This window comes from Lentibacillus kimchii (assembly GCF_055381965.1).
In genome coordinates this window covers 679,560-702,913 of the sequence record NZ_AP043934.1, presented here as the reverse complement: position 1 = coordinate 702,913, position 23,354 = coordinate 679,560, and the positions used below count along the sequence as shown (strand labels likewise).

Here is a 23,354-nt window from a genome sequence, read left to right as displayed (position 1 = left end):
AAACAATATCCAGAAGAATTCAAAGTTAATTTAAATAAATTGTAAACGCCGTTCCTTTGTCTTCCTCGCTTTCAACAGTGACGTTACCACCATGTTTAGCAATAATTCCCGCAGCAATAGAAAGACCTAGACCTGTACCTCCTGATTGGCTGTTACGCGATTTATCGACACGATAAAAACGTCCAAAAATCTGATCCAAGTCCTCTTTGGGTATGCCAATACCCTCATCAATTACAGTGATTGTTATTCTGTTATCTACTTCTTTAAGATTAATTTGAACAGGCTGATCGCTGTATTTAATAGCGTTATCTACAAAAATGTACAGCACTTGTTTAAGTTTCTGTGGATCCCAATCCACATAAATTTCGTCCCTATCAGAAAGAAATTGAACATTTCGGTTATAAGTGATTGACAACGTTCGTTGAATCGCTTGACAAAAGCTGACGAGTTCAATGGACTCGGGATAAATGGATTCATCCCCACGCTCGGTCGCTGCCAAGTTTAGCATTTTTTCCGTCAGCATTTTCATTCGTTGAGTTTCTGAACTAATTGCCTCAATGGCCTCTTCCCGAATGGATTCATCGTCTTTCCCCCATCGTTTTATTAATTTAGTATAACTTTCAATGACAGTTAAGGGCGTCTTAAGTTCGTGTGAAGCATCTGAAATAAATTGTTTTTCTTTGTCGAAGTTTTCCTCAAGACGATTGATCATATTATTAAACGTTATAGCCATATCATATAATTCATCCTCAGAAAGTCGCGTTGTCTGGATTTTCCTAAATTGACCGCTCGATGCTATCGTTCGCATCGTTTTTGTCATCGAAGAGATAGGATCGAGAAGAATGTTTGCTAATAGTTTGCCTCCCAGAATAGAAAGAAGGACAGCTACAATCGAAGCGACTATTATAATGAATAATAGGAGAGATAAGTTTTCATAAAGAGGATCAAGGGTTCGAGCCAATTCTAAGGTGCCAAGAAAATGATCATTAGCATCGTAAACAGGATACCAGGCTACTAAGTACTTCTCTCCTTGAAGGGTTACCCGTTCATAATCGTCATCTTTCTTAACAACTGGTGAGAGACTTTTTAATTCCTCCTCATTCTCGATTTCATTAACAACATGTCCCTCTGTGTTAATAAATCGGACGATACCATCATCAATAACATGCGCCCTTAACAGTCTGCTATGGCCAGGGGTGGTAAGAAGATCCAAATTGTTATTTTCAGTTATTAGTTCCGCTTGGTCCTGCCAATAATCAGCCTTCTCTTGGATCGCCGCCTGTTTGTAAAAGAAATAAATGGATACATTCATTATCAATAAAATCAAACATAAAAAAACAGAAGAAATCAAATAAATTTTGGTCCGAATTTTCATGATGGATCCGCTCTCATACTATAGCCTACGCCACGGATAGTCTGAATGTAGGATTGTTGAAAACCCTTATCTATTTTCCTTCTCAGGTAGCGAATGTAAACATCAACAACATTCGTTTCACCAACGTAATCATACCCCCATACGTTAACGATGATTTGTTCTCTTTCCAACACTTGATTCTCATTTTTCATTAAATAGGTTAACAAATCAAATTCTTTAGGGGTTAGATCGATTGATTGGTCTTCTCTTTGTACCATCCTGGTATTTAAATTCACTGTAAGATCACCGACCATTATTGTATGTGATTCAAATGGGCTGGATTGCTGTTGACTTTGATATGATCTTAGACAAGCACGGATCCTTGCCAGAAGCTCCTCAATTTCAAATGGTTTTGTTACGTAGTCATTGGCACCAAGATCAAGACCGCTTACTTTGTCCGGAGTCGTATCTTTAGCCGTTAAAATTATGACTGGAACAGTGTTATTCTCGGCCCGTAACCGTCTGAGCACTTCCATACCACTCATCTCCGGGAGCATAATATCCAGCAAAATGAGATCCCATGATGTTGAAGAAAGTTTTCTGAGTGCTTTTTGACCGGTTGATACAGACTCTGTTACATATCCCTCATGCTGAAGTTCAAGACTTATAACGCGCGCAATTCGGGCTTCATCTTCGACAATCAATATGTTTTCTTCCGACATGTGTAATCATCCACCCTCAAATCAAGTAGCTAACATTTTACAAGCATGGAATTGCAACTTTTAATTATTGTTTTCAAAACCACATTATTTATTTATCAAGTCCTGCCTGCTTCACCGTTGGCAAAACCCAATACCATAATTATGCGGATACAGAAATGAAAAAATCTCTTCATAATGAATACATTCCTCATTATGAAGAGATTTTTTTCACGGATGATTAACTCGTCAATTTAAATAGAACATATCTTTTACTGGTTTAATTCGTCCTTAATTCTGCGGTGAACTTCCTCTTCAACATCATGAAGACTGTAAAAGGAAAATTCCTCTTGTAGTGGTTTTGGCTGAAACCAACGAATGTTTCCTTTATCATAAAGACCTTGATATTTCTTTCCTTCAAGAACTAGATCAAATTTCCAATGTTGATAAACGGTATTTGCAAGTATCGGTCTTATTTGGAAATCATTAATTCGACGATGAACCTCTTCTTCAACATCATGAAGACTGTAAAAAGAAAGTTCCTCAGATAGTGGCTTTGGCTGAAACCAACGAATGTTTCCTTTATTATAAAGACCTTGATATTTCTTTCCTTCAAGAACTAGATCAAATTTCAAATATTGATAAACGGTATTTGCAAGCATCGGTTTTATTTGGAAATCATTAAACAATGTGATCAATCTCCTTTAATTATGTGTCAGCTTTAAAATTATTTTCTGTCTGACCAACTTTCAATTTCTATTTTATTGACCACAATTTAAAAAACGATGAGTAGAAGATTAAAATCTTTTAATGAGGAACAAAAAATGCTGTTTGATATACTGCGAAGATTTTTTACCATTTCGTTCGATGCGCACTTTTGCCACCCTGCGTATACGGATTTTTAGCACCAATTATGATAGAATGGGTCTGTACTGCGTTAAAAGGAGGAAACACCATGAAACTTGTTTTAATCAGGCACGGACAGAGTGACTGGAATCTGGAAAACCGGTTCACCGGCTGGACCGATGTGGACCTAACTGAAAAAGGCGCCGACGATGCCAAGCAGGCAGGCCGGATTCTCAAACAGAACGGCTACACGTTTGATATGGCCTATACTTCTTACTTAAAACGGGCCATCAAAACGCTCTATTATGTCCTGGATGAAATGGACGAGCTGTGGCTTCCCGTCCATAAATCATGGAAATTAAATGAACGGCATTACGGCGCGCTGCAGGGATTGGACAAGGCCAAAACAGCTGAGGAGCACGGCGAAGAGCAGGTTCATCAGTGGCGCCGGAGCTTCGACGTTGCCCCGCCGCTTTTGGAAACAAGCGACGAGCGTTTTCCGGCCAATGACCGCAAATACAGCGAGCTCTCCAAGGATGAGCTGCCAGCCGGCGAAAGCCTGAAAGGAACGATCGAACGCGTCATTCCTTATTGGCATGAAACGATTGTCCCCGAACTTGAGAATGACCAGAAAATCGTGATTGCAGCGCACGGCAACAGCTTAAGAGCGCTCGTTAAATACCTGGACAACATCAGTGATCAGGACATCACCGATGTGAATATCCCGACAGGCGTCCCGCTCGTTTATGAACTGGATAACGACCTGAACCCAGTGACCAGTTATTATCTGCGGGATGAGGAATCATCTAATTAAACAGCGCTCCACTAAAACACGCGCACGCCCGATAAGCCGGACGTGCGCGTGTTTTTAATTTTCCAGCCGCGGCAATCACTCATTCCACGCGCCGCCGGTAAACCAGCCACATGCCCAGCACACTGATCAGCAGCCAGACGGTTCCCACTAAAAAGACACCAAAGCCTGTTTCGGCAAACAGACCTGTGACAAACGCACCGGCGACAACACCCAACGAGAAAAAGCCATAGAATAGACCATAAGCCTTTCCGCGTTCGGCTGTGCCAGCATTGCTTGCCACCAGTGCGGTCATTGGCGGGAATATCATTGCAAATCCGACGCCGTAAAAAGCCATGACACCAAACATGAGCCCTTTAACAGTCACGATTTCCAGTAAAGCCAGTGCGAGACCGAGAATGACAATGCCTGTCATCATCGTCGGCGCATAGGGCAGGCGATCATACAGACGGTTAGTGGGCAGAATGAAAATCAGCGTTGCGATAATCGCGAACGTACTCAGCAATATGCCGCTCAAACTGCTGTCAAAGCCCAGTTCCGTTACGCGAAGCGGCAAAGCGTAGGCAAGAATCCCCTGGGAAAACATAAGTGAAAAAGCACCGGCATAGCTCAGCAGCAGACCGCGGCGTTTAAATAGCGCAGCAAAACTGCCTATATGAAGACCGCCATCAACGTTTTCAGAAGGTGTCTTTTGTTTTTCAGGCAGCACAAAATACGCCAGAAATGCTGTCACAATCATTAAGAATCCGATCGTCACAAACACCATATCAGCTCCAAAATTCGAGCTGATAATGCCGCCATAGGCTGGTCCGATAATCGACGCCAGGCCAACGCCGGCTCCGGACAGCGCCATCACTTTTCCCTTTTGCCTCTCTGCATTGTGATTGGCCAAATAAGTGAATGCTGCGGGCACCAGCAAGCCGCCCGACAAGCCATGGAAAAAGCGCACCACCAGAAGAGCACCCGGAGAGTTCACTAACACATAAAGCGTCAGAATCACTCCGGTCACCAGTAAACCAGCGCTAAGAATTCGTTTGATCCCTTTTCGATCAATCACATAGCCGGCCACCATGTTCCCGGCAATATTCGTAAATGAATACATTCCCACAATGATCCCGATCATCAGCGACGACGCGCCAAGCCCCTGCGCATACGGACTCATAATCGGGAGCTGTGAAAAGGTATCGACAAACGCTACCAAAATTAAAAAATAAATAAAATAAATCAAAGTCATCTTCCTTATCATGGGCATTTCAATTAGATATCATTTTACACGGAAGCGTTTGTCCATATCAATGAACAAATTTATGAATTTTTGAATTGGAAACAAGTGCGTACAAGACGGACTGCGGTCCTGGCAGTTTAATCAAACATTTCGGGAGTCCACCCCTTCAGTGCTTTCTCGATAGATGCCTGTCGTTTGCGAGCTGGTTCAGGATCAGCGAGCGCATCTGTTCTGAGTGCTTGAATGGTCTGCTGAATCGCGGCCCTCACTTTTTTGTAATCAATCTTTTCCCATTCCTGCAAATAGGGAATGTACTTCCGGCTATTGGTTTCTTTCACTTTTTCGAGAAGTAATAAGATCATGCCGCGATTGCGGTCCTTTAAGTAATGCATATCCGGATTCATCCTTCCTGCAGCTAGCCAGTCATCCCATTCCTGCAGAAGTTCATCAGCCATCTGATCACGTTCGATTTCCCAGCCTCTGTCTGAGTAAATGATCATCGGGAGTTTCCCGCTGTACTCAATTTCTAAAAAATCATGATTGACCATCCAGTCAATTTTGTGTAAAACATCATCCTGTCTCGCTTCTTTAAAATAGCCGTAGACCGGACATAATTCAAGTTGCAGCTGCAGCACTTTTTTCTCACGAGAGCCCTTCAGAATTTTGGCCAGCAGCGTTCGCCCGCCTGCACCTATAACTTCATCGGCCGCCCGCAAGATGGCCCGAATAGCATTTTCCGGCGGTTTTTTTGTTTGCCGTGTCATATGGATAGTCCTTTCTCCAGAATGCTCCTTGATTCAGTTAGAGTCGTTTAGCTTATCCCACTCGGTTTTCCTATATTTAATGAACTTGAGCGTTCCATTAATAAAAGCTGGATTATATCCCCGATACATCTGCTCCTGGAACCATTCGGTCATTCGTTTATAGTCCGGTTGACTCGAGTCGTTATAAACCCGCAAAAACTCATAATAGCCAGGAAGACCGCCTACATCTTCCGGCGGCGCCGTCTCAGCGCCATCAATGAGTGTCGGGTAGCCATAATAATAGTCGTATCTGGTTTTCTCCAGTGTTATAAGAAACCGCCAGTTATCACCAAAGTCATAGGTATAGTGGAGTTGTCCATATTTCTCTAAATACGTATCAATCTTAATCCCTGCCGGCTTCCGCACCACCTTTTCCAACTCTTGCATTCGCACCCTCTGAATGTCCTCATACTCTGGTGGAACGTCGAGCATTTTCGCCCTGATGGCTTTCCGGTTCTTCTTAAAGTCCTGATGCTCCTGATACATGTCTTCATCATTCGTCACGATCATATTGTCACCGGAGAGATCGAATGCAAAAAGATGGTCATCGTGAAATTCCATCACCATCTGGATAATATCATGCAATCTATTGAAAGTCGCGTCAGCAGGCATGATCACGCGCCGCCAGATAAGTGGATCTGAACCAGTCAGGTCAATTTTGATTTGATACGCTTTCATCTGACCATCTCCTTAGATAGTTTGCGCGTCACTTCTATGATCATTAAAAGACACATTCATACCTTTTGCCAGTAAACATAGAACCTCAAATCAGAGGTTACTATCTCATATATATCCAATAGCAGAATAGGTTAAACGTTTAATATTTTTTGCGCTATTGGTCGATAATGTCTATCATTGTCTAACCATAACATTCTCCATCACAGCAGCCCGGCCATTTTCAGACCATGCCAGAGACCATCTTCATTCACATCACGCGTCACCTGCTTGGCCGCCTGTTTGACAATATCTGAAGCATTACCCATTGCGATACTGTTTTGCACGGCCTGGAGCATCGGGATGTCGTTCAGGCCATCACCAAAGGCATAGATATCAGCGCTCGGCACATCCAGCTCTTGAATCAATTTTTGAATGCCCGCCGCCTTGGATCCGCCAGCAGGCATGACATCCATAGAATACGGGTGCCAGCGGACAAACTCGAGCTGATCAAACGTTTGTCTATAAGTGGCTTCATCATCCTCAGTACAGAATAAAAGTGTCTGATACACATCGCCCTCACGGTAGAAATCAGGTTGATACTTGAGCGGCTGATCAATTTTCAAGGAGTCAATCGCCTCGTTGATCCGCGGATGATGCCGTGTGTTCGCATACCAATCCGTATCGCTGAGATGAACCAATGGATGCTCGCGCTTCGTCGCATACGCTTCCAGCTCAGCAAGATCATCGGACTTGAGCGGATTTTTATAAATAACGTCGTTGTTATGCACGACATACTGCCCGTTAATGCCGACATAGGTATGAATGTGCAATTTAGTTAAAATAGCTTCAAACGCAAACGGCGCACGGCCGGTTGCAATCGCTACGAAATGCCCAGCCGCTTGCAGTTCTTCGATGGCCTGGATGGTTGCTGCCGGCAGTTCTTTATTATCATTAAGCAATGTCCCATCAATATCGAAAAAAATCAATTTCTGTTCCATATCTGCTGCCTCGTTTCGTTGGTAATTGTCTCCTGCTATTCTAGCATACAATCACCCGAATAAGAATCAGCCCTGCAAAGGAGATTATCAGAATACTTGTTTTTGTGACTGCCTGTCCTTTTTCGAACAGATTCACCCCGTTCACGTCGCCTATTACCGGCATTTTTTGCTGTCACCCACAGGAATTTTCCCCAAATGGCGTATTAAGAAATTTACCAAAAGTTAATAACATAGTATAATAGCTATAAGGTTCTGTTTTTTTGAAAGGATGTTTAGGTGATGAGACATCGTCATAAACAAAAGCGATTGACTAAAAAACGCCTGTTTCTCATATTGCTGATCCCGCTTGTGGTGATTGCTTCGGGAACGATTGTGTATGGCATGCATTTAATGAACAAAGCAGAAGGTACGGTGGACGATTCTCACCAGGCTATCGATCGTGACCATCAATCCAGCCTGCGTGATATTGACGTTAATCCAGTGGACAATAATGTATCGATCCTGCTCATCGGAGTGGATAACAGTGACGAACGCGATTTTGAAAACGTCCGGTCTGATGCGCTAATGCTGGCGACCTTTAACAAGGAGCAGCAGAATATCAAGCTCCTTACCATACCGCGTGATACCTATACATACGTGCCGGCAACCGGCTACAACACGAAAATTAATCATGCCCATGCCAATGGCGGCCCGAGTGCAGCGGTAGAAGCAGTGGAGAATTTTATGAATGTACCAGTTGACTACTATATGGAGGTGGACTTTGATGCCTTCATCGACACAGTCAATACACTCGGGGGAATCGAGTATGAGGTGCCCTATGAAATTAATGAGCTTGATGCCGATGACGAGTCAAACGCCATCCATCTTGAACCCGGCGAACAAAAACTGAATGGCGAGGAGACGCTCGCTCTGGCACGAACACGTAAATATGACAATGATTTCAAGCGCAGCGAACGTCAGCGCGCTATTCTCAGAACCATTATGGACAAAACGACGTCCTTCTCGTCAATTACGAACATCAGCAATCTCATCGAATCTGTTGGGGACAACATGACAACAAATATGTACTTTTCTGATATGAAAGCATTTGCCCGTTACGGCTTGAATCAAGACGTGAGCATGGAGTCACTCACGCTTGACGGAGAAGGCGGCTATATGGATGATGGCTACTGGTATTATCAGGTTAACGAAGCAAGCCGGGCTGCGGTGGCCAAAGAGTTGCGTGATCATCTGGATGTGTCCATGCCGGATGGCGATGTGACGCAGAACGACAAGCCGGTGAAGACGCCGGACAATGCGCAGGAGGAAGGCCAGCAACCACAAGAATCCCGTCATGACCCAGCCTGACTGAAGGCTGCTATGGCGAATGAATCGAGCCTTGGGAAAATTTACGCGCATTCATGATGGCGGACACTGTGCTGCTAGTGTTATCATGGAAACAACTTAAAACTAGCCGCTGCCTGTAAATGCGGGATGCCGTCTCATTGGCATTTCCGCACATTGACAGACACCATTCTGCAGCGGACTGCCATCAGGATGTTATGCAGGAAACAGCTCAGCAAAAAATGGAGGTTTATAGCATGGGTATCGGAAGTATTGGTATTCCCGGACTGGTTCTGATTGTTGTACTAGCTTTAATTATTTTTGGACCCAAAAAGCTGCCGCAAATTGGCAAGGCTGCAGGTGAGACGCTGCATGAATTCAAAAGTTCAGCCAACGATCTCGTGAACGACGACACTGACAGCAGCACCAAGCAGGATACAGAAGAAAACATGGCCGACAACCAGACATCCGACAAACACGAAGAGCGGTAAGAAGAAGCTGATTCACGTCTGCTGCCGCTCACAGTCTTTATCTCTATGAACCATTGACAGTTTTAACCCCTGGATCCACCCCAGGGGTTTCTTAAAACATGACCCCTCTTTCTCTCATTCAATCATCAAGCGTGTCCTTAGCATAAGACCAGATACAGAAGTAGCCACCCGCCCGTAATGGCGGATGGCTATAGCTTTGCCAGTTTCTGCTGAACGTCCTGGTCTCGTGCGCACTTGCAGGTAGCCCGCGCCGGAATTATCACGTTTCCGTTAAATAATCCTTATGGGCCCAGCCTGTCTGGCTGTTATATTTGATTTTATAGTAGTCATTTCTTTGGATCAGGTCGCCCTTATCATTAAGAAGGCCTTTAACAGTATCGCCATTCTGCAGACTGCCGATTGGCTTCTTGTTCCGGTTCGGCTCCGGCCGCACATTCAGAGTCGTTAAAATACCAACAACTTCCAGCTTATTCGAATCCGCTTCCGGTTGTTCCGGGTCTGTTTTCCCAGGTTCTGGCTCTTCTAAATAATCGCTGGATACCCAGCCGGTCTGGCCGTTCGCTTTCACCTTATACCAGCCGCCATTCTCGCCGATAACATTGACCTGCGTTTCGTTTGCCAGGATTGCCGCGATATCGCCCCAAGGGTACGTGCGCATGTTCAAATCAGAGGTCGTCACGTAGGTTTCCCCTTTTTCCGATTCATTGAGCGCGTATTGAGCCTCACCGACTGGCTTCGAACTTGCATCTGGATGATTCTGATATTCCGGTACGTCAAACGTTAACGACATGTTGTCCAGCAATCCGGCCTCTTGATACATTTTCATCATTTCACGCGCCTGAATCACAGCCCATTGCACGTGTGTCGCATATTGGTGACTGCCCGGCTGATCAGGATTCCAGCGCATTTTATACAGTGTATTCTGGCCGCCGCTAATATAGCCGTTATTAATAAACTGAGCACCGCCGACAATCGCCTTTTCCGGTGAAAACCAGCCTTCCTGATAAGCACGTTTGGCGCCGCACTTCTTAGGGCAGTTATCATAGGCGCCGATGCCAAACATATTATAGACTGTTTTAATAGCGGTTAAGCTGTCTTTGTTTCCAGCCGTGACATATTGCGGATGCCCGCTTTCATCGAGACCGGCCTGCAAACCGCCAGCGAGCGATGATTGGCCGTTTCCTGTCTCATGGAGCGCATGGGCAATTAAATAAATCGCATTGATATCATATTGCTCACCTGCTTTAATAAAAGCATCCGCCGTCCCTTGGAGACTTCCTGTATCAGCCAGGATCTGCTGATTAATATGACTGGCTTTTAAATCTGGATCATGCGACAGCTGTAAAAACTGGAAGAACGCCGGTGACTCTTTCGAAAAATTATTCGGATTGGCGTAATAGGCCGTTAAAGCTCGGCTGGCCGTAAACTGTCCGGCACCATCCAGTTTTGGTGATCGCTGATGATCCATCGCCTCAGAAAAGCTGCTGTTATACGACGTGACCGTATATGAATTCTCACCCTGCTGCGGCGGATCCGGTTCAGGCTTGTCCGCTTCTGGCGGATCAGGCTCCTCCTCTGGTGGATTTGGCTCTGAATCCGAATCTGGCGTTTCAAGCATACCTTTGTTCACCATTGACCTATGTAAAAAAGTCGCAAATTGCCCTCGGGTTACAGCTTCATACGATCTAAAATCACCTTTTAAGCTGGTTATATCGTTCTGGGCTAAGATTTTGACATTTTTTCTATGAGAGGATGAGACGGTCGATAGATTTATAGCTGGATCTGTGCCGTCATCTTCAAAGTTAAATGCCCGTACGATGGTTGTGGCCATCTGTTCCCGAGTCATCTCGTTATAAGGGTTAAAATAATCCTGCTCACCTTTGAAAATAGCAGGCGTTACGGCCGCGATTTCGAAAGCGTAGCGATGGTCAGCATCAATATCTTCGTAGAAACTGAAGTCCTGTGAGGCCATCGTGCGCCTTCCAGACCACAAAGCATCATAGAATAACTTCGCCGCCTGCTGCCTTGACAGATGCTTATTCGGACGAAATGTCTCGTTAGGGTAGCCATTAATAATCCCCTCTTGCGTCAGCTCCATAATCGCCTCAAAATGCGCATTACTCGCGTTCATGTCAGTGTAAGGATTACTGAAAGCAAGCGTCACCCTCGGCATGACCAGAAGCAGCATGACAGCCATCAGCACAATGACGCCTGTTTTCGTTTTATCCAAATTCTGCAAACATTTTCACCTCCTCCGTATTCCCTACTCACTATCATCGTCTATTTATCTCTCAAAATGAAGGGTCTTTTTTCTCAAATTGGAATACTTTTCTATAAAATACAAGTAAATGCTTGTGCAAAATATTATAATCGGGAATAAATATAACATGAGACAAGTTGTTGAAGTTTATTAAAGAGGAGATTGATAGTTTTGCAGTTATCGATTGGACAACTGCTCAAAAACAGAGGGATTCAAATGGGTGACGGCCATTCAGAAGTGCTTCAGGCCCGTTGGCAGGCATCACAGGATCTTAAAGGAGACCTGAAACATATTTAAATGGCCATTACCGCGGTATGTACTATGGCATTCCAATGGCATTCAAAAATAATTTATATATAAAAGATGATGTCACCACGATGGCTTCAGAGATCCATCAAGATTTTATCTCTAACTATGATGCAACAGTCACAAAAAAATTAAAAGATCCCAGCGCTTCAGTATAGTGATATCGGCAATATAGTACGTTTTATGGGACCTGGAAATTTAACCGGTCTCCCTGCATTATCGCTCCCTTGTGGATTTAAGGGGGAGCTTCCAGCAGGAATGCAAATTATGGGGCCAGCCTTTCATGAAGGAACCGTGCTGAATACAGCCTATGCATTGGAAAAGTCAAATCCTTTGAAAAATAAGAAACCATACGCTGCCAGCAAGTCATCCCAGTAACATATTGACTATTGGAAGCCTGTACGGCTGAGACAAATGTATTTTTATTAACTAAAAACCGAACAATTGGAATACATGGTTAGAGTAATACCCGCTCCGGAAATATATTCTGATTTCCGCGGGCAGCTGGTGAGCCTCCGAAGCGCTGGCGCACTCCGGGGTCTCACCTATCCTTTGCTCCCACAGCAATCTACATATATTTTCTCCACTGAATCCCGCGTTCAGTTCGTTTATACAGCTGGTCACTTAAGTTATGTCTCAGCCCCAACAAAAACAGGCGCTTATAGCGGATTCGTTAACACCTCTTTCATCCAGGACACATTTTCAGTCATCTTCATTATGAAAAAAAGCCTGAATATTAATTTTGGACTCCTTCAGCATGTCCAGAACATGATCTGAATTCTGGCTGACGTAAGCAAAGTATAAAACATCAATCATAAATAGCTGCGACATGAGTGATGTTGTAGCAGCACTCCGCAGCATCACTTCCTCACCGCCATGATGGATAAGCGGGAAATTAGCAAGCTGCGCGAGTGTGCTCTCCTCATGCTGCGAAATGCCAATGGTGTCGAACCCTCTTTTATTAGCAATCTCAGTTAATTTAATCACTTCATTCGTTTCACCTGAATTTGATACAGCAACAAATAGCTGAGGCTCCTCTGCATTAATAATCAGCGAGCTCATAAGATGATGATCGAGCATATGAATAACAGACTTGCCAATCCGGGAAAATTTCTGTGCGAAATCTTCAGCAACAATATGAGAGGCGCCAAGACCGTACACATAAACACCCGCAGACTGTCTGATTAAAGAAGATGCTGACTCAATCACCTCCCGGTCCAGATGATTCGTAGTTTGCGTAATTGATTGATTGAACCGCAGAGCCAGCTTTTCCGCAATCACCCCTACATCTTCATTTGGCGTAATATCGGTATACAAATCACTGTCTACTTCTGATGCGTCAGCATATAACTGGATCTTTAATTGTGAAAAACCGGTCAGCCCAATGGAGCGGCAAAAACGAATGACCGTCGCGGCGCTGACACCGGCTTTTTGAGCAAGTTCATTGGTATTGCACGTCACTGTCTCAACAGCATGTTCAAGTATATAAGCCCCAATCTTTTTCTCCGCTTTGGGCAGTTTCAGTAATTTTGCTTGAATGTGCAATATGATGTTTTCATTCATCTGCATTCCCTGCCTGTTTTTAGTCTTCTGTCACTTCTTCCTGAATATCTTTTGGCACACCAAAGAAATACGTCGCCACAAAGCCGCCAAGATAACCAGCACAGAGTCCTATAATATAGCTTAACCATTTCCCATTAGCAATCAGTGGAATAAGAGACAAGCCGCTTGGTCCAATGGCTGTGGCACCAATCGTTCCAATACTGGCAACAACGGCGCCGCCGATACCACCGCCAATACATGCTGTAATAAATGGCCGGCCCAGCGGCAGTGTAACCCCATAAATAAGTGGTTCACCAATGCCTAAAATACCCACGGGCAAGGCCCCTTTAACGAGACGGGTAATACGCTTGTTCTTGTGGCATTTAACCCATATAGCAAATGCTGCACCTACCTGACCGGCTCCAGCCATAGCAAGAATCGGCAAAAGTGGTGTGAAACCAGACGAATTAATCATTTCAATATGAATAGGTGTTAATATTTGGTGCAGGCCAAACATAACCATCGGCAGGAAGAATAGCCCTAAAACAAATCCGGCAAACGCACCGCCTATATCAAGCACCCATGTTATTGCACCGACCAGACTGCTCGAGACAAGACCTGCAGCAGGCATGACGATAAAGATCGTAAATAATCCAACAAGCAGCAGTGTAATGGTTGGTGTCACGATAATATCCAGTGAATTCGGAATGATCTTGCGCACACGTTTTTCAACCATTGAGAGAATCCAGACAGCAAAGATAACCCCAATAATACCACCCTGTCCGGATGCTAATGCATCACCGTTGAAAATATTAATCAGCGGTTCTTCCGGATCCATTCCGCTCAACATAGTCACAGCACCAATAACACCGCCAAGACCAGGCGTTGCCCCGAATTGACGGGCAGCATTGATACCGACAAAAATAGGCAGATAGGCATACAAACCACTTTGGATAACGGTTAAAGTCGTGATAATACCTTGCCAGCTGTCACTGATATCGCCGGCTTCCTGCAGGTTTGCCAGCACAGAAGCTATACCGCCAACGATACCAGCCCCGACAAATGCCGGAATCAGTGGAATGAAGATGTTTGCAATCGTTTTCAAAAGACGTTTAAACCGGCTGTCTTTATCACGTTTCGCTTTCGACTCAGCCTTCATTTCCTTAGCTTTTGATTCAACTTTTTCCCGGTCTGATTCATCAGTTTCTCCACCAATGTCATTAGCTGCAGCGTTGTCATCGGAGATTTCCTCGCCGAGCTCAACACCTGCCTGCTCCGCCATGATCCCTGCTACTTTACCGGCGATTCCGGGGCCAACAACTACCTGAAGCTCATTTTCTTCCACGACCCCCATCACACCATCGATCGCCTCAAGCTGTTCCTTATCAACCTGGCTGTCATCGCGAAGTGTGATCCGGACTCGGGTCATGCAGTTTGTCAAGCTGCTGACATTTGCTATACCGCCGATTTGCGCATAAATGTCTTTCGCTAATCGCTGTTCTTTTGATTCAGCCATAAGGTTTCACTCCCCCTCAGTTTTGACACGAATACATCTATTCCTCTGTAATACGCCTTACAAACCCATCATTTGCTTTAAGCTGTTGTTTGGCTTCATCTTTGGACAAATGAGTTAAAATCATGACAATGGCCAGCTTCACGTTTTCATCAGCTTCATTGAGGTAATCTTTCGCCGTTTCAGCGTCACATCCTGTTGCCTCCATGATAATCGATTTGGATCGTGCGATTAATTTTGCATTCGTTGGCTTAATGTCGACCATTAAGTTTTTATAAACCTTTCCAATTCCGATCATCGAAGCAGTCGATATCATATTAAGAACCAGCTTTTGCGCTGTACCCGACTTTAATCGTGTGGAGCCTGTCAGCACTTCCGGACCTGAAGAAACCTCAATATTAATGCTCGCATACTGACTGATGTCCGCTTCTTTGTTGCAGGCCAGACTAGCTGTGGCCGCCCCCATTTTGTCAGCGTATTCAAGGGCACCCATTACATAAGGTGTGCGGCCGCTGGCAGCGATACCGAGAACCGTATCTTTTTCCGTTACGGGGATTTGCTGTAAATCCTGCTTCCCTTGTTCGCGTGAATCCTCCGCTCCTTCAACAGACTCCGTCATAGCGCGTTCACCCCCGGCAATCACAGCCTGCACCATGGACGGATCAGCATTGAAAGTCGGAACACATTCTGCAGCATCCAGCACGCCTAAGCGCCCGCTCGTCCCAGCTCCGGCATAAATCAAGTGGCCTCCTTGATCAAATGACTGTTTAACCGCTTCGATGGTTTCTTCAATTTGCGGCAGCACCTCTTTAACACTTGAGGGAACACTTTGATCTTCATAGTTCATAATTTTCAAGATTTCATAAGTTGAAAGACTGTCTAAGTTCATGGTTTTCGCATTACGCTGTTCTGTTGCCAGTTTACTCAAATCCATCATAAAGCCTCCTCATACTGGTGATTGCATGGTAAATAACGTCCCGCTTTGTATATAATCTATTAAAGCTAAATCGTTTTCCAGGATATGACCAATCACATTCACTTTCCTGTCTTGCGGAAGCTCACGCCGTGTTATTTGCAATTCACCTTTATAGCGCTGATATAAATGATTATCAATTGTAATACTTCCCAGGCAGCGCAACACAGTGTTTTCAGGCGGAATAGTATCATAGGCATTCTTGCTTCTCGATCCATCACTGCGCACAACATCCCGCGACACATCCAAACGATTCGAGTGGTCACCGTCCAGATAAGCACGAGCCTCAGGCCAATGAGCTGCAGTATGCAATAGCAAACGGCCACGATGCATATAAGCGTTAAATTGCTCATATACCCACTGGGATATACCGGGATCACCTATATAGACATCATCAACGTCATACCTCTGCTGGAGCGCCAAGAATGAAGCAAACGGATTCTGCTGGCGGTGGCACTCTAATGTAGGAAGTGTCTCAAATAATGGCAAACGCAAATCGCGATCACCCGGTGCAAAAGCAGCCACCCGAAACTTTTTCGCCTTCAGCCAAGCATTTCGCGCAGAAAACCAGCTTTCATCTAAACCAGTCTCAGGCTTCGGATAATAATTATGCCAGGCAATCATATGATTAAAATCTGCCCCGTACTCGACAAGCTGCGCATAATCGTTTTCCGTCAGTGTACTGGCATTCAGTCCAATAATCATGTGATGTGACAGACCTGCTGCTGTCTGCATTCCGATGCCATCATCCAAACGCAAACCGCTGAATCCGCTTGCTATGATAGCTTCTGGATCATGTAAAGAAAAGCCGATTTGTCTCAGAGCATCACCAGAAATATCAGCCACCAATTTAAGCCTGCGCTTCTGCACAATCGCCAGCAGCGGCTGAAGACGATCCCAGTAAGAAGTACCATTGTCTTCCGGAATATGCAACGACGTGAACACACCCTCAAAACCAGCATCAGCCATGTCATTCACATAAGCTTCTTTTGCCTCAGTCCAATTCTCATTAAGAAAAACAGAAAACCCCAGCAACCAGCATCCCCCCCTTTTTCAAGGATTAATTTACGATTTTTGAAAGCGTTTTCTACATCCTTGACTTCATAGTACTACTTATGAAATAAAATTTAAATATATGAGACAAAATTTATTTAAAATGAAATATAATTTCATACAGTGAATAAAAAAACGCGTGAAACATGACGAATCTTGAGGTATATAGCTACAGAAGCGTCCCGTAATTAAACTGGGGACTGATAGGAAGGAAGCCAAGAGTGGTGTTATGGACATGTATTTAAATAATAACCATTAAGAATCTAAAAATAATGCTGAATCAAACATAAGCACAAATAATAATACAAAGACTAATATTGCTTAACCAAATATCAGAGCGTGGTAAATCATAAAACAACTTAAACAGCACCAGACGATTGTCGATCGAATCTGGGCAGTGCTCGATCGAAATTCTGTTCTCCTCGATCAAAATTGCGTGATGCCCGATCGAATCTGTACGGTGATCGATCGATTTTCTGTGCGCCTCGATCAACTTTCCGCACGCCTCGATCGGTCCTGTGCAATCCACGATCGATATTGTGCTGCTCTCGATAGGTCCCGCGTCCGATCCAGATCAAGGCCGCTCCCGCGTAATCAGCCTTGCATGGCAACAGCACGAACGGGTGAACCATCGCCGCCTGATAACTTCAGTGGCAATACCGATATAAGCGGGTCAGGAAAGTCGATCGCTCCGAGATTGGTCAGATTTTCAATGATCACACCATCCCGTCCTAATATTTCCTCATGGGCTGAAAAATCCTCACCGCCTGTTTTGTCGGGATTGAGTGCATCAATGCCAATCGTGCGGACACCCTGATCCATCAGCGCACGCGCGACAGCCGCGCTTATATACGGATGGCGCTCATATGTGTCAGTGCCGGCATACTGCGCCCATCCGGTATAAAACAGGGCGATATCACCAGGCCTGGCCTGCTCGATAAATGCTTCGGTATCAGCAAGTGTAATGGGTTCCTGCTCACCTTTATTTGGTACCGGAATGATCAAGCCTCTTCCCATAAATGCATTTAAATCAAGCTGATCAATGCGGGATCCATTTTCAAAAAAGTGCAAAGGCGCATCAACATGGGTTCCTGTATGGGAAGCAATATTGATATGATGCACACTGCACCCGTCATTTTCCAAAGTCGCGGCCGGATAAATATCTGGCTTCGGGTCTCCTGGATAAACAGGCGTTTCATTATTTAAGCCAATCGTTAAATCAATTATTTGTTTCGGTTGCATATAGATGATCGCTCCTTTATATAGGATGACATTCGCGACGCTATTTATGTCCGGTTCACACGTGGAATGCATTTCTAAGAAACAACCCCTTCACTTATGGTCCCTGCAACATCTTACCTGTACCAGAAAGCAAGGTCATCCGATTATTTTCATAGCCCGCCTGATAAGTCATATGGTAATGATGATAGGCTGTGGAACCATCATCGGCTATTTCTTTAGCTGTTATATTAAATGCAATTTCCACAGTATCACCATTGGATGTGGTGGTCATATTGTCGATTGTGACAGACATCGTTTCCAGATAACCGTTATAAAATTCTTCGAAAGATAATTCTGACTGCCAGCTGTTTCCCAGTAATGAATAGGCTGCTTCGTAATCCTCAGCGTTGACCCGTTCATAGAAATAACTGACCACATCCTCTGCTCGTTTTTTATCATTAGCCTCATGATCTTTTTCCTCAACTGCACCATTATCCCTATGAGACGGCAGCGATGTCATCGGACTCTTTGACCACCCTTTAATTAAATCAATGACCTGCACAATAGGGATACTAAAGCCAATGGATCCTTCATCCGTACTGGCTGAATTAATGCCCAGAACTTTTCCTGTCTCACTGTTAATCAGTGGCCCACCGCTATTCCCGGGCGCAATCGGAGCAGATATTTGATAGGCTTCATTGTAGACATAAGATTCCAATTCAAAATTACGGTCATTTCCGCTGATGATCCCTGTCGTGGCTGTATCCTTCAGACCAAAAGGGCTTCCAAACGTCAAAATCTCTGTTCCAACATCTGCCTTTTCCGTTGCCATATCCAGCGGTTTCTGATCGTCCAGACCTTTGACTCTCACAACAGCGACATCTTCATCATTACTGATACCGATGACCTGACCAGAATAAACCTGCCCATCTGATGTCCTAATCGTTGCCTCTTCCGCACCAGCAACAACATGGGCATTAGTGACCACATCACCCTGATCATTATAAAGAAAACCAGATCCCTGACGATCCTGCGAGGTATTTGTCTGTTCAATCTCCACTACTTTCTTTTGCGTTTCCTGAATAACATCTTTTTGATCCTTGTTTTTTTCCGTTTCATCGTCAGCATGCGGCTTATTCATATCATCTGCTGCGACTGTTTGCTCTGCGGACTCTTCTTCTTCATTTCCAAGGGAAAAACCGAGAACTCCCGCACCGCATACAACAGCCAGAATAGCACCCCACATTATCCATTGTCTGCTCAAAACACGTTCACTCCCCACATACGATTTCCAATCCTATCCACCTGTATATTTAGTTAATTGAACCATGCCAAATAATGTAAGATTTATACGCATTATATCATATTGATGTCTGTCAGAATTATAAGAAGTAATCACCTTTTTCTTATTGGCCGAAGTTTATGGAATAGGCAGGGAAAAAGTGGACGAAGTTTAGGTCATAGTCAACGAGCATCACTAAGACAAAAAAATGGTACAATGGTATTAAACGCTGAAAGTGACATCCTATTCCTGTCGAGGTGATAACGTTGGGTAAGTGGTTTTCCAGACTATACGATCCGTTCATGGCACCATTAGAGAAAAAATCTTTCAAAGGCATACGGCAAGATCTCATCTCAAAGGCGCGGGGAAACGTATTGGAGGTTGGCTCGGGGACAGGCATTAATTTTCCCTATTACGTTAATGCCGAGCAGGTAACAGCTGTGGAACCCAATCCCGATATGCTAAAAAAATCATTACGGCGACTTAAAAACCGTGATCAACCAATTCACACACATGTGGGAGAAGCGGAAGATCTGCCGTTTCCGGATAACACCTTTGATACAGTGATCGGAACACTTGTCTTTTGCACGATACCTGAACCGGATAAGGCGTTTGCCGAAATTCGCCGCGCGTTAAAACCGGACGGGAAGTTGCTATTGTTTGAGCATGTCCGTCTCGAGCAAAAAACCCTTGGAAAACTGCAGGATATCCTGACACCATTATGGAAACACGTCTGTGACGGCTGTTGTTTGAACCGCAACACGCTGAACATGGCAAAAAAAGCTGATTTCCATGTTGAAAACGTCCAGTCAATGTACAAAGGCCTCTTCCTCACAATCGAACTGACCCATCCAAACACTTAATTGTCAGAATCGTGTATGTACCTGGCACCCCGGCACCCCGCTATCGCAGAAACATGTTGGATGGTTCGGTCAATATGCCTGGTTCTTGGGTGACAATTGTCAGTGGGGTGTCAGCGCTGTTTATAAAGGAGTCAGATGGAAAACGTGTATAGCTATTCGGTGTATTCAGGAAAATAAAATCATTCAAATCGTACAATTGCTGCGAAACGGTTTGCTGTTGTGTGGCATAATGGTTACCGGACGACAGCGACATGATCTGACTGTTCGGTTGATATTGGATGTCATACGATGGAAACGTGAAATACGAGCCATTCGGACCAGGCAGAAACGAAGCCTGTTCAATGCGGTTATAAACCTGATTCTGATACGTGTCAGCGCCATGAAGGCCTGGATCATTGGCAGCGGACAAACCATTATAAGCCATAATCGCAAAATACCAATCCTCAAGCACAGCCTTATCGTGCTGGTTCACATCCGGAATACTGTCAAGCTGCCATTTATTTAACAGGACGCGTGCACCCATTTTTATATTATAGGCAATATCCTGTTTCAGCTTGTCCTTATCAAGCTCCATCGAAAGTTTAGCCGGGTTGACCTGCATAATGCCAATACCACCACCCGGCGACATGTGGGGTTCACCATCATGGTCAAACTGACGGTAATCAGACTCTTGCGCTGCGATTGCTTTTAAAATCTCCGGCGGAATACCCTGCTCACGTGCCTCTTCCGTTACTTTTTCCTTCACCTTGCTCACGGGGGGATTAGCCGTGTCTGCAGCTGCTGCACTCATAGGCACAAAACCGCTTATCCCGATACAAACGGCTGCCGTCATTAGACATCTCGTCACAGCAAAACCTCCTCTAATCGTCAATAGTCATTAACACACATTCCCGGTTCCACAGAATTTTAATCCAGACTGGTACTCACAATTGTCAGAATCGTGTATGTACCTGGCACCCATTGGAGTTGTCAAAATACTGTTGACATTTATGATGTTATTGATATAGTCATATCGTAATCATATTTAAATAGAGAAATGAAGCAAAGGGGGGGCTTTATATGGCAGAAACGGCTATGGCATTAGATGGTGTCAGCAAAACTATCCGGAATAAAACCATTATCAGCGATCTGACATTCGCCATCGACAAAGGGGAAGTATTCGGCTTCATTGGGCCAAACGGTGCCGGCAAAACAACGACGATCCGCATGATGGTTGGTCTTATGAAGATAAGCGACGGTGATATCCGCATTCTGGGCAAGAGCATTAAAAGTGATTTTAAAGAAGCTATCCAGGGGATTGGCGCCATTGTGGAGAATCCGGAACTTTATCCGTTCATGAGCGGCTGGAAAAATTTAAAACATTTTGCCCGCATGATTCCCGGCATTACAGATGAGCGCATCCTGGAAGTGGTACGGCTGCTGGGCATGGAAAAGCCTATCAACGAAAAAGTCGGCCGGTACTCACTCGGCATGCGGCAGCGTCTCGGAATTGCCCAGGCCCTGTTGCACGAGCCATCTGTTCTGATTTTGGATGAGCCGACAAATGGGCTCGATCCGGCTGGTATGCGGGAAATCAGGCAGTATATTCGGCGGCTTGCGGTTGAGGAAAATGTCGCCGTGATTATTTCCAGCCATCTTCTATCAGAAATTGAGCTTATCTGTGACCGAATCGGCATTATCAAAAACGGTGAGCTCGTCACCACCCAATCTGTGCATGACAACTCAGACCAGCAGCTAAGTAAAATACAGCTGGAAGCAGCACCTGCCGAACGAGCCATTCAGCTGCTCAAATCCCAGCATGATATCGATGCCTCGGATCAAGACGGATCGGTAGCCTTTAAGTGCGAAAAAGAAACCATCCCAGCCCTTGTCAAAACACTGACTGAACAGGATATAGCCATCTATCAGATCAAGACGGCCAACGAAACACTTGAGGACACATTCTTTGATGTGATTGGGGCGAATACAATTGAGTAAGCTAATGAAGCTCATCTACAATGAAGAAATGAAAATCATTATCCGCAAGTCGACATGGGCTATGTTTGCCATTCTTGCCGTCATTATTATCGGCAGCGGGCTGATCGAAGTATTTCTCGGTGACCATCAAACGGCACCCGATGACAATTGGCAGCAGGCGCTGCAGGATGAAAACCAGCAAATCACGAAAGAAAATGAAGAATATAAAAAAGAAGTGGAAAACGATAACCGGCCATCGACCATTCCGCCGAGTATGGATAAGGTGGACAAAAACAACTATTACTTGGATAACGACATTCAGCCGAAAGAATATGGTGCCTGGCAATTTGTTCTCCAGAATAAATCCCTTTCATCACTGGTCAGCCTTTTCACCATTATTATGGCAGGCGGCATTGTCGCCCAGGAATTTAAATGGGGGACGATTAAACTGCTGCTGATCCGCCCGGTTTCACGGTCACAAATCTTGCTGTCCAAGTTTGCAGCGGTTATTCTCTTTGCCTTGGTGACTGCCTTGTTTGTGATTGTCTTTTCTTGGATCACCGGTGCAATTATGTTTGGCATCGAAGGTTTTCTGCCTGAAGTTGTGCTGCAAAATAATATTTTAGATACCAGTGAAGGTTTCCGGCAGACATTTATTGTCGGCGACGTATTCGCTGATTATGGGTATAAGCTCATCAATCTGGTCATGATGGGAACATTCGCGTTTATGATTTCCGCCGTATTCCGAAATAATACGCTGGCAATCGGAGCCGCTATTTTTCTTATGTTTACAGGAAATACGATTGTTACAGCTTTCAATGACTACGACTGGGCTAAATATATCCTGTTTGCCAACACCGATCTTGAGCAGTACACCGTTAGCGGATCGCCCGTTATTGAGGGTATGACGCTCGGTTTCTCGATTACCATGCTGATCGTTTACTTTGCTATTTTCATAGCTTTATCGTGGCTCGTCTTTAGCAAACGGGATGTTGCCAGCTGACAGATAGCGACTCAGCAGAACAAACGCGTGTCATAGCAAACAAAACAACCAGATTAAAATGAACAATCAACCGCTCCGGAAATAAAGGTAGCTTTTTCGCGGGCGGCTGGTGAGCCCCCTCGTGCTTGTTGCGCCCACAAGCTTTTCCGGGAAGCTTTGCGCTGTGCTTATCGCAC

General features: G+C 44.8%; 25 protein-coding genes. 9 read left to right on the top strand and 16 right to left on the bottom strand.

Annotated features, from left to right (window positions below; genetic code table 11):
• Positions 1–25: 25 nt before the first annotated feature.
• The 3 genes from ACZ444_RS03945 to ACZ444_RS03935 all read right to left on the bottom strand — a co-directional run bounded on the left by ACZ444_RS03945 (position 26) and on the right by ACZ444_RS03935 (position 2,741).
• Positions 26–1,375, bottom strand: coding sequence for a sensor histidine kinase (locus ACZ444_RS03945; RefSeq protein WP_382358673.1), 1,350 nt, complete (start codon positions 1,373–1,375; stop codon positions 26–28).
• Positions 1,372–2,076 (bottom strand): response regulator transcription factor, encoded by a 705-nt coding sequence (locus ACZ444_RS03940; protein ID WP_382358672.1) that lies wholly within the window; start codon positions 2,074–2,076, stop codon positions 1,372–1,374. The genes ACZ444_RS03945 and ACZ444_RS03940 overlap by 4 nt, the downstream gene beginning before the upstream one ends.
• 248 nt (positions 2,077–2,324) lie before the next feature.
• The gene (locus ACZ444_RS03935; protein WP_382358671.1) at positions 2,325–2,741 is read right to left on the bottom strand and encodes a DUF5342 family protein; all 417 of its coding nucleotides are present in this window, start codon (positions 2,739–2,741) and stop codon (positions 2,325–2,327) included.
• Positions 2,742–3,007: 266 nt separating this feature from the next.
• Between ACZ444_RS03935 and gpmA the strand changes: the two genes are divergently transcribed.
• Entirely contained in the window at positions 3,008–3,712 is a 705-nt protein-coding gene (gene gpmA, locus ACZ444_RS03930; RefSeq protein WP_382358670.1) for a 2,3-diphosphoglycerate-dependent phosphoglycerate mutase, read from the top strand.
• 79 nt (positions 3,713–3,791) lie between these two features.
• Here gpmA and ACZ444_RS03925 read toward each other — a convergent pair whose 3' ends face one another.
• The 4 genes from ACZ444_RS03925 to ACZ444_RS03910 form a co-directional block, all read right to left on the bottom strand.
• Positions 3,792–4,937: an MFS transporter gene (locus tag ACZ444_RS03925; RefSeq protein ID WP_382358669.1), complete on the bottom strand. Its 1,146-nt coding sequence runs from the start codon at positions 4,935–4,937 to the stop codon at positions 3,792–3,794.
• A gap of 134 nt (positions 4,938–5,071) precedes the next feature.
• Complete coding sequence (locus ACZ444_RS03920) at positions 5,072–5,698, bottom strand: RQC-minor-1 family DNA-binding protein (protein WP_382358668.1); 627 nt, start codon at positions 5,696–5,698, stop codon at positions 5,072–5,074.
• Positions 5,699–5,731: 33 nt separating this feature from the next.
• Positions 5,732–6,415 carry a plasmid pRiA4b ORF-3 family protein gene (locus tag ACZ444_RS03915; protein WP_382358667.1) on the bottom strand — a complete coding sequence of 228 codons (684 nt, stop codon included), beginning with the start codon at positions 6,413–6,415 and terminating at the stop codon, positions 5,732–5,734.
• Between the two features lie 200 nt (positions 6,416–6,615).
• Positions 6,616–7,392 (bottom strand): Cof-type HAD-IIB family hydrolase, encoded by a 777-nt coding sequence (locus ACZ444_RS03910; RefSeq protein ID WP_382358666.1) that lies wholly within the window; start codon positions 7,390–7,392, stop codon positions 6,616–6,618.
• 279 nt (positions 7,393–7,671) lie between these two features.
• Here ACZ444_RS03910 and ACZ444_RS03905 point away from each other — a divergent pair, with 279 nt between their 5' ends.
• Together ACZ444_RS03905 and ACZ444_RS03900 are read left to right on the top strand one after the other, a co-directional pair.
• Positions 7,672–8,739 (top strand): LCP family protein, encoded by a 1,068-nt coding sequence (locus tag ACZ444_RS03905; protein ID WP_382358665.1) that lies wholly within the window; start codon positions 7,672–7,674, stop codon positions 8,737–8,739.
• A gap of 233 nt (positions 8,740–8,972) precedes the next feature.
• Positions 8,973–9,206, top strand: coding sequence for a twin-arginine translocase TatA/TatE family subunit (locus tag ACZ444_RS03900; protein WP_382358676.1), 234 nt, complete (start codon positions 8,973–8,975; stop codon positions 9,204–9,206).
• Between the two features lie 259 nt (positions 9,207–9,465).
• On the opposite strand, the gene ACZ444_RS03895 is transcribed toward ACZ444_RS03900, so the two are convergent.
• Positions 9,466–11,445 (bottom strand): SH3 domain-containing protein, encoded by a 1,980-nt coding sequence (locus ACZ444_RS03895; protein ID WP_382358664.1) that lies wholly within the window; start codon positions 11,443–11,445, stop codon positions 9,466–9,468.
• Between the two features lie 192 nt (positions 11,446–11,637).
• Between ACZ444_RS03895 and ACZ444_RS03890 the strand changes: the two genes are divergently transcribed.
• The 3 genes from ACZ444_RS03890 to ACZ444_RS03880 are packed head-to-tail and all read left to right on the top strand — an operon-like array spanning position 11,638 to position 12,150.
• Positions 11,638–11,763: a hypothetical protein gene (locus tag ACZ444_RS03890; RefSeq protein WP_382358663.1), complete on the top strand. Its 126-nt coding sequence runs from the start codon at positions 11,638–11,640 to the stop codon at positions 11,761–11,763.
• Positions 11,764–11,780: 17 nt separating this feature from the next.
• Positions 11,781–11,930, top strand: coding sequence for an amidase family protein (locus tag ACZ444_RS03885; RefSeq protein ID WP_464433583.1), 150 nt, complete (start codon positions 11,781–11,783; stop codon positions 11,928–11,930).
• A 25-nt stretch (positions 11,931–11,955) separates the two neighbouring features.
• Positions 11,956–12,150, top strand: a complete 195-nt coding sequence (locus tag ACZ444_RS03880) for an amidase family protein (RefSeq protein WP_382358662.1) — start codon at positions 11,956–11,958, stop codon at positions 12,148–12,150.
• A 324-nt stretch (positions 12,151–12,474) separates the two neighbouring features.
• On the opposite strand, the gene ACZ444_RS03875 is transcribed toward ACZ444_RS03880, so the two are convergent.
• From ACZ444_RS03875 to ACZ444_RS03845, 7 genes are all read right to left on the bottom strand, one after another.
• A complete protein-coding gene (locus tag ACZ444_RS03875; protein WP_382358661.1) occupies positions 12,475–13,335 on the bottom strand; it encodes a MurR/RpiR family transcriptional regulator in 861 nt (286 codons plus the stop codon).
• Positions 13,336–13,354: 19 nt separating this feature from the next.
• Complete coding sequence (locus ACZ444_RS03870) at positions 13,355–14,830, bottom strand: PTS transporter subunit EIIC (protein ID WP_382358660.1); 1,476 nt, start codon at positions 14,828–14,830, stop codon at positions 13,355–13,357.
• 37 nt (positions 14,831–14,867) lie between these two features.
• Positions 14,868–15,761: an N-acetylmuramic acid 6-phosphate etherase gene (murQ, locus tag ACZ444_RS03865; RefSeq protein ID WP_382358659.1), complete on the bottom strand. Its 894-nt coding sequence runs from the start codon at positions 15,759–15,761 to the stop codon at positions 14,868–14,870.
• 12 nt (positions 15,762–15,773) lie between these two features.
• Positions 15,774–16,835, bottom strand: a complete 1,062-nt coding sequence (locus tag ACZ444_RS03860) for a MupG family TIM beta-alpha barrel fold protein (RefSeq protein WP_382358658.1) — start codon at positions 16,833–16,835, stop codon at positions 15,774–15,776.
• 377 nt (positions 16,836–17,212) lie between these two features.
• Positions 17,213–17,470 (bottom strand): hypothetical protein, encoded by a 258-nt coding sequence (locus ACZ444_RS03855; protein WP_382358657.1) that lies wholly within the window; start codon positions 17,468–17,470, stop codon positions 17,213–17,215.
• Positions 17,448–18,095: a cyclase family protein gene (locus ACZ444_RS03850; RefSeq protein WP_382358656.1), complete on the bottom strand. Its 648-nt coding sequence runs from the start codon at positions 18,093–18,095 to the stop codon at positions 17,448–17,450. The genes ACZ444_RS03855 and ACZ444_RS03850 overlap by 23 nt, the downstream gene beginning before the upstream one ends.
• Before the next feature lie 94 nt (positions 18,096–18,189).
• Positions 18,190–19,338, bottom strand: a complete 1,149-nt coding sequence (locus ACZ444_RS03845; protein ID WP_382358655.1) for a S1C family serine protease — start codon at positions 19,336–19,338, stop codon at positions 18,190–18,192.
• A 284-nt stretch (positions 19,339–19,622) separates the two neighbouring features.
• Here ACZ444_RS03845 and ACZ444_RS03840 point away from each other — a divergent pair, with 284 nt between their 5' ends.
• Positions 19,623–20,219, top strand: coding sequence for a class I SAM-dependent methyltransferase (locus tag ACZ444_RS03840; protein WP_382358654.1), 597 nt, complete (start codon positions 19,623–19,625; stop codon positions 20,217–20,219).
• A gap of 40 nt (positions 20,220–20,259) precedes the next feature.
• Here ACZ444_RS03840 and ACZ444_RS03835 read toward each other — a convergent pair whose 3' ends face one another.
• Complete coding sequence (locus ACZ444_RS03835; RefSeq protein ID WP_382358653.1) at positions 20,260–21,066, bottom strand: transglycosylase SLT domain-containing protein; 807 nt, start codon at positions 21,064–21,066, stop codon at positions 20,260–20,262.
• A gap of 212 nt (positions 21,067–21,278) precedes the next feature.
• Here ACZ444_RS03835 and ACZ444_RS03830 point away from each other — a divergent pair, with 212 nt between their 5' ends.
• Positions 21,279–22,196 carry an ABC transporter ATP-binding protein gene (locus ACZ444_RS03830; protein ID WP_382358652.1) on the top strand — a complete coding sequence of 306 codons (918 nt, stop codon included), beginning with the start codon at positions 21,279–21,281 and terminating at the stop codon, positions 22,194–22,196.
• Positions 22,197–22,200: 4 nt separating this feature from the next.
• Positions 22,201–23,178, top strand: a complete 978-nt coding sequence (locus tag ACZ444_RS03825) for an ABC transporter permease (RefSeq protein ID WP_382358651.1) — start codon at positions 22,201–22,203, stop codon at positions 23,176–23,178.
• Positions 23,179–23,354 lie beyond the last annotated feature (176 nt).

Coding starts and splice junctions, on each gene's coding strand:
- ACZ444_RS03920 (WP_382358668.1), bottom strand. CDS start 5,698: ATGACACGGCAAACAAAAAAACCGCCGGAAAATGCTATTCGGGCCATC.
- ACZ444_RS03830 (WP_382358652.1), top strand. CDS start 21,279: ATGGCAGAAACGGCTATGGCATTAGATGGTGTCAGCAAAACTATCCGG.
- ACZ444_RS03880 (WP_382358662.1), top strand. CDS start 11,956: ATGGGACCTGGAAATTTAACCGGTCTCCCTGCATTATCGCTCCCTTGT.
- ACZ444_RS03905 (WP_382358665.1), top strand. CDS start 7,672: ATGAGACATCGTCATAAACAAAAGCGATTGACTAAAAAACGCCTGTTT.
- ACZ444_RS03885 (WP_464433583.1), top strand. CDS start 11,781: ATGTACTATGGCATTCCAATGGCATTCAAAAATAATTTATATATAAAA.
- ACZ444_RS03940 (WP_382358672.1), bottom strand. CDS start 2,076: ATGTCGGAAGAAAACATATTGATTGTCGAAGATGAAGCCCGAATTGCG.
- ACZ444_RS03875 (WP_382358661.1), bottom strand. CDS start 13,335: ATGAATGAAAACATCATATTGCACATTCAAGCAAAATTACTGAAACTG.
- ACZ444_RS03910 (WP_382358666.1), bottom strand. CDS start 7,392: ATGGAACAGAAATTGATTTTTTTCGATATTGATGGGACATTGCTTAAT.
- murQ (WP_382358659.1), bottom strand. CDS start 15,761: ATGGATTTGAGTAAACTGGCAACAGAACAGCGTAATGCGAAAACCATG.
- ACZ444_RS03870 (WP_382358660.1), bottom strand. CDS start 14,830: ATGGCTGAATCAAAAGAACAGCGATTAGCGAAAGACATTTATGCGCAA.
- ACZ444_RS03850 (WP_382358656.1), bottom strand. CDS start 18,095: ATGCAACCGAAACAAATAATTGATTTAACGATTGGCTTAAATAATGAA.
- ACZ444_RS03945 (WP_382358673.1), bottom strand. CDS start 1,375: ATGAAAATTCGGACCAAAATTTATTTGATTTCTTCTGTTTTTTTATGT.
- gpmA (WP_382358670.1), top strand. CDS start 3,008: ATGAAACTTGTTTTAATCAGGCACGGACAGAGTGACTGGAATCTGGAA.
- ACZ444_RS03900 (WP_382358676.1), top strand. CDS start 8,973: ATGGGTATCGGAAGTATTGGTATTCCCGGACTGGTTCTGATTGTTGTA.
- ACZ444_RS03915 (WP_382358667.1), bottom strand. CDS start 6,415: ATGAAAGCGTATCAAATCAAAATTGACCTGACTGGTTCAGATCCACTT.
- ACZ444_RS03825 (WP_382358651.1), top strand. CDS start 22,201: ATGAAGCTCATCTACAATGAAGAAATGAAAATCATTATCCGCAAGTCG.